This window comes from Acidisphaera rubrifaciens HS-AP3, assembly GCF_000964365.1.
Lineage (GTDB): Bacteria > Pseudomonadota > Alphaproteobacteria > Acetobacterales > Acetobacteraceae > Acidisphaera > Acidisphaera rubrifaciens.
In genome coordinates, this window is the sequence record NZ_BANB01000549.1 from 1 (window position 1) to 11457 (window position 11457).

Here is an 11457-nt window from a genome sequence, read left to right on the forward strand (position 1 = left end):
CCGAGCGGGGCGAGACGGTTGACGCAGCGCAGGCGGACCGCGCGATGCCCGCTGCCGCGCGGGCCGACGACGACGCGCCGGCCGGGCGCGTCCAGCCCGACCACGACGCGGCCCGCCGCGGCGGCGCCGAGACGCTTGGCCTGGCCCACCGTATACCGCGCGATCCCGTCATGGCGCCCGAGCACGGCGCCCGTCTCGTCCACCACGTCGCCCGGCAGCAGCGCATCGGGGCGCAGCCGGCCGACCGTGTCGGCATAGCTCCCGGACGGGACGAAGCAGATGTCCTGGCTGTCCGGCTTGTCGGCGACCGGCAGCGCCAGACGCGCCGCCTCGGCGCGGACCGTCGCCTTGTCGGGCATGTCGCCGAGCGGGAACAGCGACCGCGCGAGCTGCGCGGGCGTCGTCGCGAACAGGAACCAGCTCTGGTCGCGCCGGAGATCCGCCGCGCGATGCAGCTCCGGCCCGTCCGGTCCGTCCAGCCGCCGCACGTAATGACCCGTCGCCAGAAGCTCGGCGCCCAGGCTGCCCGCCAGCGCCGTCAGGTCCGCGAACTTCACGGTCTGGTTGCACCGCACGCAGGGCACCGGCGTCTCGCCCGCCGCGTAGGTATCGGCAAAATCAGCGATCACGGCATCGCGGAACCGCTGCTCGGCATCGATGACATAGTGAGGAATGCCCAGACGATCGGCGACACGCCGGGCGTCGTGGATGTCCTGGCCGGCACAGCAGGCGCCACGCCGGCCGGCCGCCGCGCCGTGGTCGTACAGCTGAAGCGTGACGCCGATCACCTCGTGCCCGGCCTCCACCAGCAGGCCGGCGGCCACGCTGCTGTCCACCCCGCCGCTCATGGCCACCAGGACACGCATGGGAACGGGCCGGATCAACCGGCCAGCATGTTCCGCGTGCCGGCGGGCAGGCGCACGACGAGCCCGTCCAGCGCCTCGGTCATCACGATCTGACAGCCGAGGCGGGAGGTCTCCTCCAGCCCGAAGGCGAGGTCGAGCATGTCCTCCTCGTCCTCGGTCGGCTTGGCGAGCCGGCGGAACCAGGACGGGTCCACGATCACGTGACAAGTGGAGCAGGCCAGCGACCCCTCGCACGCGCCCTCGATGTCGATGTCGTGCTTGTGGGCGATCTCCAGCACCGACAGGCCGAGCGGGGCGTCCACTTCGCGCCTCGTGCCGTCGCGCTCGATAAAAGTCATGGTCGGCATGCGGTGTCGGGCCTGTTCCGGTTCAGGCCGCCGCGCGGTCCGCGCAGACGGCGTGGGCGGCGATCAGCAGCTCGGCTGCCTGCGCCACGTCGGCGGCGGAGGTAAAGCGTCCGATGCCGATGCGCAAGGTGCGCGCGGCCTCGTCCGCCGACAGCCCGATCGCCGCGAGGACATAGGACGGTTCGATGGCGGCCGAGCTGCAGGCCGAGCCGGTGGAGACGCACAGCGCCGGGGCCGCAGCCATGATGTCGAGGGCGCGGGCCGCCGGGAATGTGACGTTCAGGTTCCCGGCCAGCCGGGCGGTGCGGCTGCCGTTGACCCGCAGCCCCGGCAACGCCGCGGCCAGCCGGGCGAACACGTCGTCACGCAGGACGCCGACCCGCGCTGCCTCCGCCGCCCGTTCCTCGGCCGCGATGCGACAGGCGGCGCCCAGCCCGACGATCAGCGGGGCCGGCAGGGTGCCGGAGCGCAAACCGCGCTCCTGCCCGCCGCCGGAGAACAGCGGCGCGATCCGTGCCCGCGGGCGGCGGCGGACATACAGCGCGCCCACACCCTTCGGCCCGTAGATCTTGTGGCCGCTGATCGACAGCAGATCGATGCCGATGCCGACATCGACCGACACCTTTCCCACCGCCTGCGCCGCGTCCGTATGCAGCAGCGCGCCGGCCGCGCGGGTCAGCGCGGCGATGGCGGGCAGGTCCTGCAGCACGCCGATCTCGTTGTTGGCCGCCATGACGCTGACCAGGAGCGTCGGCACCGCCAGGGCGGCCCGCAGCCGGTCGAGGTCCAGCAGACCGTCGCGACCGACCGGCAAAACCACCGGCTCGAACCCGTCCGCGGCGAGGTCGCGCACGGATTCGAGGACACATTTATGCTCCGTCGCCAGCGTCACGATCCGGCGGCGGGGATCATCCGCGCGGCGCGCATGGCCGGCCGCGCCCTTGATGGCGAGATTGTTGCTCTCCGTCGCGCCGGAGGTGAGGACGATCTCGCGCGCCTCGGCCCCGATCAGCGCCGCGATCCCGGCGCGGGCCGCCTCGACGGCGGTCTCGGCCGCGCGCCCCATCGCGTGCTCGGCGCTGTGCGGATTGCCGTAGGTCTCGGTAAACCAGGGCAGCATGGCATCGACCACGCGCGGATCGCACCGGGTGGTTGCCTGGTTGTCGAGATAGATCGGCGGGCGCGTGGCGGTCATCCACGCAAGATAGGCGGCCCGCCCGCCCGCCGCATCCCCGTACCCGCGCGGGGCACACGGTGCCGCCGGGTATCACTTACGCCGGACGCGCACCGTGTTCAGGCAACTCACGATCGACCGTGCCTTGGCGCTGAGCTGCGTCGCGGGGCGGCGGCCGAGATAGACGCGCGGGTCGATCATCGCCGCCTCGCCGATCGTCATCGACGCGAACTCCTCGTGCGCGCCTTCCGGCAGGCCGGCGAGGTATTCCCGCAACAGCCACTGCACGGCGAAGATCGGGTGGCCATAGGGCGGCACCACGCATTCGAGGATTTCGCCGCCCTCCGCGAACAGGTTCTCCAGCCCCTGCTGTGTCATGTTGTAGAAGTGGTTCGGAAACCCGTGCACCGGCTGGAGGAACGGCACGGCGGCCAGGATTTCGCCGCCCGGCCGCACCACCCGCAGAAGCTCGCGCGCGCACGCGAACGGATCACGAACGTGCTCCAGCACCGCGAGCGAGACGGCGGCATCGAAGCTGGCATCGGCAAACGGCAGCGATTCGCCCACCGCCAGCACGTCGGTCGAGCCGTAATCCACGATCTCCACATTGAGGACATGCGGCGTGCGCCGCGGTCGCCGCCCGGCGCCGCAGTCGAGCACCCAGCCCCCGTCGGCCGTCGCGCGGCCGATCAGCTCGATCACCTCGTTGGGATAGGGGTTGGAGGAGACGTTGTCCGTCTCGGTCACGCGGGAACTGATCTTGAGCGCGTCGGAGATCATGTTGAACGCGCGGTGGCCCTGGCTGAGCACCTCGTTGCAATCGGGACAGGTCACGCGCGGCGCGTCGAGAAGGCCGCGGATCGCCGTTGACCGGCAGCGTGGGCAAGCCAGGATCGAGCGGCTTTTGTCACGCGCCGCGAGACGCAGCGTCTCCTCCGAGGCCCGGGCCTGCGTTACCTCGGGCTTCAGCAGGCAGTGCTTGGAGACGACGTCGCCCTCGCAGAAAAGCTCGATCTCGACCTCCTCGCACATATCGAGGTCGAAGACGGTCAACGGGGCAAACACGCCGGAGACGAAGCCGAAGGGCGGGAGGATACGCCGGACATCGGGCCGGTCATGCAGGAGATGGGGTACGCGCCGGCCGTTGGCGGTGACCCGGATCTCCGGCTCCATCACATGGGCGGCCACCCAGCCATAGACGTCGAGGCCGCCGAAGCCGACATCGCCGTCCGGCTTATCGATGAAGCACGGCATGTGTTCTCACATCCTTCGCCGGAGGTCCCGATGCCGGCGGTGCTGCCTCATGCCGCCGGGCGATCCATGCGCAGGGAAAAGTCAAGCGCATCGCGGGCGAGATTGGGATTGTAGTAGGGATCGTTGTCAAGGAAGCGGCTCCAGCGGGCGCGGAACGCCGCGACCTCGGCCGGGTTCTGCGTCGTCCGCTGCGCCGACCTGCCTTCAAAGTGATACAGTTCGGCGAAGGGTGTATAGACGATGCGATACCCGACCTCGAGTACCCGCAGGCACAGGTCGATGTCGTTGTAGTCGATCGCGTATGCCTCATCGAACCCGCCGACCTGCGCCAGCACGCTCCGCCGCGTGGCCATGCACGCCCCCGTCACCGCCGCATAGTTGCGGATGACATGGGTGAAGGCGTTGTAGCCCACGAAGTGGCGCGGGAAACAGTGATACGGATGCGCCGCCCCGCCGTTGACGCCGATCACGGTGCCGACATGCTGGATCGACCCGTCGGCATGCAGCAGCCGGCCGCCGACCACGCCGATTTCCGGGTCCTGCGCGAACTCCAGCAGCGCGGTCAGCCAGTCCTCGCTGATGACTTCCATGTCGTCGTTGAGCAGCACGACATGCTCGCTGCGGGCGCGCCGGACCGCGAAATTCGCCTTCGCCGCGAAGTTGAACGGTGTCACGCCGCCGGTATAGTCCTCGATCGTCACGCCGAGGTCGCGGTACTCGGCCAACTGCCCGGCATCGAGCCGCCCGTTGTCCACCACGATGATCTCGTAATTCGGATAGCTCGTCTTCTCGCGTATGGAGCGGACGAAGTTGTCGACGAACGGCATCTCGCCCTTCCCCGGCACCTCGCCGCGCTGGTTGTTGGTGAGGACCAGGAGCGAGACGCGCGGACGCCCCATCAGGGGGCGGCGCACGCGGAACGTCCCTTCCGTCAGACCCTTCTCCACACGCGTCGTGTCGCCGTATTTGGCGCGCGCGTGCTCGGCGAGCGCCCGCTGGCCGGCCAGCAGCGCCGCGGGCTTCGCGTCCACGACCTCGGCGGCCGATCCAGGGATGGCGCGCCAGTGATACAGCGCGCGGGGAATGTGGTGGATACGATCGGTCGCACGCGAGATGCGCAGCATCAGATCATAGTCCTGCGCGCCGTCGAACCCATCGCGGAAACCGCCGATGTCCAGCATCAGGCGCTTCCGGACGACGAGCATGTGGAGGACGTACATCACGCTCTCCAGATGCTCGGGCGACCAGTCGGGCTTGTAGAAATGATCGATCCGGTTGCCCGCGACGTCGATCTTATCCTCGTCGGTGTAGAGACAGTCGATGTCCGGCTGCGCGCTCAGCGCACGCGCCACCTCCATCAGCGCGTCGGGATGCAGCTCGTCGTCGTTGTCGAGCAGCACGACATATTCCCCGGCGGCGATCTCCACGGCGGCATTGGACGCGCCCACGATGCCGCTGTTACGCGGCAGATCGCGTATCTTGATGCGCGGCGACGTGCCCCGGTAGCGGTCGAGCACCGCCAGGGTGTCGGGTCGCGTGGACCCGTCGTTGCACAGGCAGAGTTCCCAGAATCCATAGGTCTGCCGGATCACCGACTGGATGCAGGCCTCCAGCAGCATGCCAGGGACATCCCACACCGGCACCACCACGCTGAGCAGCGGCAGGCGGCTGACGCCCGGGTAGGGGAGCGACAGGGCTTGCTTGCCCAGGGGTGCCAACGCGGCCCCGCGGGATGCCCCCACCCACCCGAGAAAACCCACCGGACTCGCATCGAGGTTGACGCTGTGCAGCCGCTCGCGGATCACGCCGCCGATCGCGTCGTCGGAGAAGTCGCGCGCGATCCGCCGTGCCGCCGCAGCCCCGCGACGTGCCGCCTCCGCCGGGTCGGCGACGACCGCGCGCAACTGCTCCACCAGGCTCGCCTTGCGCGGCTCGGCCCAGTTGTAATTGGGACTATAGGGCCCGGTCCAACGGCCGACCTCGGCCAGCGTCCAGTCGACCGGGTAACCAACCTCGGCATCGAAGAAATCGACGTTGCCGGAATAGTTGGTCGCGACCACTGGTTTGCCGAGCGCCATGCACTCGGCGATGTTGAGGCCGAAACCCTCGCTCCGGTGCGGCGAGATCAGGGCATCGCAGACCGATTGCAGGCCCGCCATCTCGGCCGCGGACAGCTTGTCGGCAATCACCCGGACGTTGGACATGCCGCGGATCGCGCGGTTCAGCTGCGAGACGAAGGCCGGATCACCGCGGCTGGAATGGTATTTCAGGACGAGAAACACGCTGGTGTCCGACGCGAAGGCGGTGCGGAAGGCCTCGATCGCGGCAAACGGATTCTTGCGCGCCGCGCTGCTGCTGACGTCGAAGGGCAGGAGGAACACGAACGCGTCCTCGGGCAGGCCGAAATCGGCCCGCGTGGCCGGTACCGGGACGGCGGGGACGACGACCGGCAGGTGGACCTTGTGGACCGGCACCGGCGCCATGCTCCGCATGGCCGTCACCTGGAACTCGCTGTTCGTCCAGACCTCGTCGAGCGCGCCGAAATACGGAAACCAGTCGGGCCGGAACGCCGGCAGCTCCCACTGCCAGACACCTATATTGTAGGCGTCGTCGAACTGCCCGTCCGGGAACAGGCCGAGCGTCCGGCCGAGCTGGTCGGCGTTCACGATGATCAGGTTGATCCGATAGATAGGTCCGCGCGCCCGGTCGGCAGCGGTGACCCGGGCGGGACCCTGCGAGGTGTCGAGGTTCCAAAGCGCGATCGGAATGCCGGCGGCGTGCAGCGCGCGCACCATCCCCCGCGCCGCGGTCCCGAGCCCGCTGAGCGCTGCGAACGACCCGTAGACGTTCATGCCGAACGGCTTGGCCAGCAGCCGCCCGGCGTTGCAGCGACGATCGCGGAACGGCGCGACGCCGCCCGGCACGCGCCCCTCCGCCCGGCCGAAATCGAGCCAGTGACGACGCGCCGCCTCCGGGTCGGGGCCGATGGCGCCGCGCACGTCGGGATGGAGAAAGAGATAGGTGTCCGGATCGACCTCGTCCTCGGCGAACAGCTGCGGAAGACCCTCCGGCAGGCCGGCATACAAACTCTGATCGTGCAACACCGACGGCCTGCGCCCGGCCGTCTCGTCGGCGAGGCCGGTGGCGCGCCAGTGCGTTTCGGGATCGGCCACCTCGCCCGCGTCGATCAGGGCGCGCACATCGGGATTGAGGGCAAGATACAGCTCCGGCACGAACCGTCCGCCCTCGTTGGCGAGCGACACCGGGTCGAGTGCGGCGGGCGAATCGGCGGCGTCGGCCGTTGTCTCCGCTGCGGCCGGTGCGGGGTGTTCGGCGATCACGCCCGAGGCTTTCACGGCACGGCAGGGCGCGGGTCCGTGCATCGGCGCGAGACGCCCGGTCGGCCCATCCCCTTCGGTGGCCGCCTTCGCCCGGACCGCCGTGATCTGGTGATCCGTCCGCGCCGGCGGACCAAGCCGCCCCGGGTCGCGGCCGCCGGACCGCTCAGACGTCATGACGGTGCCAAGGACGTCTGCGGCGGCGATCTGGGTGCCAACAAGCGCGGCTTTAGCACGCTTCATGCCAGAGATCCCATTATCCATTCCGGGTTGAAGTCGCGGGTCGCCAAGACACTTAGCGGGCGCCCCCACCCGGCACGCGAAAGCCCAGCTAGCGGCCGATTAACTTTGCGTCAAATTACTCCAACGGCTCATTTTTATGAGCACTCGTGGCGTCGAGCCGGATCGGCTGCGTCGAAATTATCGCGACGCGTCATCCACTTTGAGGCGATTTGATAAAAATCTGACTGTCTTGCCTTGTCGTGCAAATGGCCGCGGCTGATGCGCCGCGCCGCGCCGGGCCGCCTTGCCACGGCTTTCCCCTGGAAGTGGCCACCGCGGCGAATTCATGACACATCCGCTGCCCCCGCCGTCCTATCGGTCCGCGCAGGAGTATTGGCCATGCCACAGGACGATGATCGCGCCATCCCCGCCGCGACGGCCACCGTCAGCCATGCGGCGGAGCGCGGCCGGACGATTGCCCTCGGCATCCTCGCGACGCTTGCGGTTGCCTATACGCTGAAGGTCGCCGCGGCGCTGATCCTGCCGTTCATCATCGCGGCCGTCTTCAATCTCGTCCTGCAGCCCGCCAAGCACCTCCTGCATCACCGCCTGCGCATCCCCGCGCCGCTGGCGGCATTGGCACTGATACTCGTGCTGTTCGGTATCGTGGGCGGGCTTGGCGCGGCGGTCTCGGTCCCGGCCTCGGGCTGGATCGCCCGCGCCCCGGACGGCGTGAAACTGCTGGAGAAACGTCTCCACGGCCTTGCGGGCCCGATCCATTACGCCGAGCGCGGTGTCCGTGAACTGGAGTCCCTGCTGCGCGAAGGCCAGGCGCCGGCACACGACGTCGCCGAGGGCCCCATGCAGCAAGCCCCGCCACAGGCCGCCGCCCGACAGGACAGCAATCCCAACCTGATGGGGACGATCGGCAGTGTCGGCCTGAGCGTGCTGCAGGGCACGGGCGCGGCGATGGGTCAGCTCCTGACGCTGCTTGTGCTGCTGTTCTTCATGCTGAGCGCGGGCGACACCCTGCTCCGCCGCCTGGTGGAGGTGATGCCGACCTATGCCGACAAGCGGCGGGTGGTCGAGATCGCGCAGGAAATCGAGCAGAACGTCGCCGGCTATCTCGCCACCATCAGCATGATGAACGTGCTGGTCGGCACCGCCGCCGGGCTGTCGATGTGGCTGCTGGGCGTGCCCGATCCGCTGTTGTGGGGCACGCTCGCGTTCCTGCTGAATTACATTCCGATCCTTGGCCCCTTCCTCGGCATCGTGATTTTCTTCTTCGTCGGCCTGTTCAGCTTCGACAGCTTGTGGATGGCCGCCGTGCCGGGACTGATCTACCTCGTCATCCACGTGATCGAGGGCGAGACCGTCACCCCGATGCTGCTGGCCAACCGCTTCACCCTCAACCCGGTGCTGGTGATCGGCTCGCTGTTCTTCTGGGATTACATCTGGGGCGTGATCGGCGCGCTGCTGGCCGTGCCCCTGCTTGCGGTGGGCAAGATCATCTGCGACCGGATCGATCCGTTGAAGCCGCTCGGCCACCTGCTCGGCGGTCCGCCCGACCGGGACTCCAAGGAGCCCGTCGTCGATCTTCCGCACGGCCGGGTCCCCTCCTGACGCGCCAAGAGCCAGGTCATTCATCGGCCGCTCGAACACGAAAGCGTACCGTGAGGCCGACAGGCTTTCCTTTGCTCCCGCGCGGGACCACACTGAGTTCGCAATGCAGATGCATGGCAGTTGCGCGGCGCGCGGGAATGCAGGTGTGTTGCTGACGGGGCCGCCGGGCGCCGGCAAATCCAGCCTCGTGCTGCAACTCCTCCGTCATGGATTTCGCCTCGTGGCAGACGACCGCGTGGATATCGAGGCGGGCATCGCGCGCCCGCCGGCGGACCTCGCCGGGCTGCTGGAGGTGCGCGGTCTCGGGATCGTGCGGCTCGACCATCTGTCGGCGGCGCACCTGCGCCTGCTGGTGCGCCTGACGGATGGCGCGCCCGCACGCCTGCCGGCGCCGGCACGCGACACGGCACTGAACCTGCCGGTCGTCGAACTGAACCCGGGCTGGCCGGGCGCACCCGACCGCATCGCCCTCGCGCTGGATTGCGCGCTGGGCGCGGTGCCGATGCTCGCCGGCGCCTTCGCGGCATGAAACGCGCCGTGCCTGCCGCGCCCCCTGGCGACCGATCAGGCGACCCCTTGAGCGACTCACATTCTCAGCCCAGGGCCGAGGCGCCCGGCGGCCGCCCGCGTCGCGTCGTGCTGGTGACCGGCCTTTCCGGTGCCGGCAAGGCGTCGATCCTGCGCGCCCTCGAGGATCTCGGCTATCAGGCGATCGACAACCCGCCGCTGACGCTCATCGACACCCTTATCAGCTCGACCGACCGACCACTGGCGATCGGCGTCGATTGCCGGACGCAGGGGTTCGACGCCTCCGCGGTGCTGACCGCGCTGGCCCGGCTGCGGGCCCGCGCCGAGCTGGAAGCCCATCTGGTGTATGTCTGGGCGGAGACGGCGGTACTGCTCCGCCGCTACACCGAGACGCGGCGCCGGCATCCCCTCGCGCCCGCGGCCCCGGTCGCCGAAGGCATCGCGGCCGAGGAGGCGCTCACCGCCCCGCTGCGGCGGGAGGCCGGGCTGGTGATCGACACGTCGGACCTTGAACTCGCGTCCCTGCGCGCGGTGATCGAACGCCACTACGGCGGCGACACCGCCATGGAAGGCCGGGCAGGCATGCAGCTCGGGCTGATTTCCTTCGCCTATCCGGCCGGCCTGCCGCGCGAGGCGGATCTGGTATTCGACGCACGCTTTTTGCGGAACCCGCACTACGATCCCACATTGCGGGAGCGGACGGGCCTCGATCCGGCGGTCGGCGCCTATGTGAGGGCCGACCGGGATTACGAAGAGTTTTACGCCCGGATTAAAGCCCTGTTAGCGCTGGTCTTGCCCCGCTTCGTCCAGGAGGGCAAGAAATACGCCTCCGTGGCGATCGGATGCACCGGCGGGCGACATCGCTCGGTTCATCTGGTCGAAACCCTGGCGAAGGACCTTTCAGAGACGGGCTGGCGTGTTCACGTGACGCACCGGGAGCTTGCGGCCGCCGCACGGACGGGCAGCAGGCGGACGGGGCCGGACACGCACGCAGCCGACGCACCGCATAAGACCCCGCCGGCCGTCCGCGAGGATGCGCCGGCACAGGCTCGGGAGGCCTGAATGCCAACTTTGCCGACAATGGACGTGCCGCAGGACGTGCCGAAACCGGTCGGGACGGCCAGCCGCGTGGACACGAGCGCCGGACTCGACGACGACGGCGACGGCGACGACCCGGCGCTTTCGCCGCGCCCGCCGTCATCCTGCACACGGTCCGCGCGATGATCGGTATCGTTCTGGTCACGCATGGCCGGCTCGCGGACGAGCTTCGGTCGGCCATGGAGCATGTGGTCGGCGCGCAGCGTAACGTCGATACGGTCTGCATCGGCCCCGACGACGACATCGAGAGCCGGCGCGAGGACGTGGAGCGCTGCGTGCGCGAGTGCGACACCGGCGACGGCGTGGTGCTGCTGACCGACATGTTCGGCGGGACGCCCAGCAACCTCGCCATCTCGATGCTTGACCGCAAGGGCGTGGAGGTGATCGCCGGGGTCAACCTGCCGCTGCTCGTCAAGCTGGCGAAGGTACGATCCTCGCGCCCGCTCGCCGACGCGGTCGCCTGCGCGCAGGAGGCGGGGCGGAAATATCTCGCCGCCGCCTCGCATCTTCCCGCCTGTGCGCGCGACGGCCAGAAGAACGGCACCTGTGGCTGAGGACGGCGGCACACCCGTCGTCAGCCGGAGCGTCATCATCCCGAACCGCCGCGGACTGCACGCCCGGGCAGCCGCCAAGTTCGTGACGATGGCGGAGCGCTTCGCCGCCTCCATCGAGGTGATCAAGGACGGCCAGACCGTCGCCGCGCAGTCGATCATGGGCCTCATGATGCTCGGCGCCGGCCAGGGCAGCACGATCGAATTGCGGGCGGAGGGCTGGGACGCGCGCGAGGCACTCGATGCGCTTGCGACACTGGTGGAGGCCGGGTTCCATGAGCAGGACTGACCTTCATCCCTCAAGCCGCGCGGCCGCATGTCCACACCCGACGAATCCGATCCGCCGGTCGCCCCGCCCCGCCACGCCACGGCGGTGACCGGCAAGGACGCCCCCGGCCCGCCCCCGCCGAAGCTGCCGCCGCCGCAGCACAAGCGCATGCAGCGCCTGCCGCCGCC

10 protein-coding genes are annotated in these 11457 nt (G+C 69.4%); 5 read left to right on the plus strand and 5 right to left on the minus strand.

Features of this window, described 5'->3' with window-relative positions:
• The 5 genes from mnmA to B8460_RS14470 all read right to left on the minus strand — a co-directional run.
• The coding region (gene mnmA, locus B8460_RS14450) for a tRNA 2-thiouridine(34) synthase MnmA (RefSeq protein ID WP_048862317.1) at window positions 1-866 on the minus strand (866 nt) is incomplete at its 3' end.
• 14 nt (window positions 867-880) lie between these two features.
• Window positions 881-1213, minus strand: coding sequence for a ferredoxin family 2Fe-2S iron-sulfur cluster binding protein (locus B8460_RS14455; RefSeq protein ID WP_048862318.1), 333 nt, complete (start codon window positions 1211-1213; stop codon window positions 881-883).
• A gap of 22 nt (window positions 1214-1235) precedes the next feature.
• A complete protein-coding gene (locus B8460_RS14460) occupies window positions 1236-2408 on the minus strand; it encodes a cysteine desulfurase family protein (RefSeq protein WP_048862319.1) in 1173 nt (390 codons plus the stop codon).
• A 72-nt stretch (window positions 2409-2480) separates the two neighbouring features.
• Window positions 2481-3641 carry a class I SAM-dependent methyltransferase gene (locus B8460_RS14465; RefSeq protein WP_048862320.1) on the minus strand — a complete coding sequence of 387 codons (1161 nt, stop codon included), beginning with the start codon at window positions 3639-3641 and terminating at the stop codon, window positions 2481-2483.
• Between the two features lie 47 nt (window positions 3642-3688).
• Window positions 3689-6982 (minus strand): glycosyltransferase, encoded by a 3294-nt coding sequence (locus B8460_RS14470; RefSeq protein ID WP_158322866.1) that lies wholly within the window; start codon window positions 6980-6982, stop codon window positions 3689-3691.
• Between the two features lie 618 nt (window positions 6983-7600).
• On the opposite strand from B8460_RS14470, the gene B8460_RS14475 reads away from it, so the two are divergent.
• The 5 genes from B8460_RS14475 to B8460_RS14495 all read left to right on the plus strand — a co-directional run bounded on the left by B8460_RS14475 (window position 7601) and on the right by B8460_RS14495 (window position 11290).
• A complete protein-coding gene (locus B8460_RS14475; RefSeq protein WP_052945250.1) occupies window positions 7601-8824 on the plus strand; it encodes an AI-2E family transporter in 1224 nt (407 codons plus the stop codon).
• 109 nt (window positions 8825-8933) lie between these two features.
• On the plus strand, window positions 8934-9353 hold the full coding sequence (locus B8460_RS14480; protein ID WP_277813986.1) for an HPr kinase/phosphorylase: 420 nt from the start codon (window positions 8934-8936) through the stop codon (window positions 9351-9353).
• A gap of 107 nt (window positions 9354-9460) precedes the next feature.
• Window positions 9461-10414, plus strand: a complete 954-nt coding sequence (gene rapZ / locus B8460_RS14485) for an RNase adapter RapZ (protein WP_241771200.1) — start codon at window positions 9461-9463, stop codon at window positions 10412-10414.
• Between the two features lie 158 nt (window positions 10415-10572).
• On the plus strand, window positions 10573-11004 hold the full coding sequence (locus tag B8460_RS14490; RefSeq protein ID WP_048862324.1) for a PTS sugar transporter subunit IIA: 432 nt from the start codon (window positions 10573-10575) through the stop codon (window positions 11002-11004).
• The gene (locus tag B8460_RS14495) at window positions 10997-11290 is read left to right on the plus strand and encodes an HPr family phosphocarrier protein (RefSeq protein WP_148360619.1); all 294 of its coding nucleotides are present in this window, start codon (window positions 10997-10999) and stop codon (window positions 11288-11290) included. Before B8460_RS14490 ends, B8460_RS14495 begins: the two co-directional genes overlap by 8 nt.
• The last annotated feature ends 167 nt before the right edge of the window (window positions 11291-11457 follow it).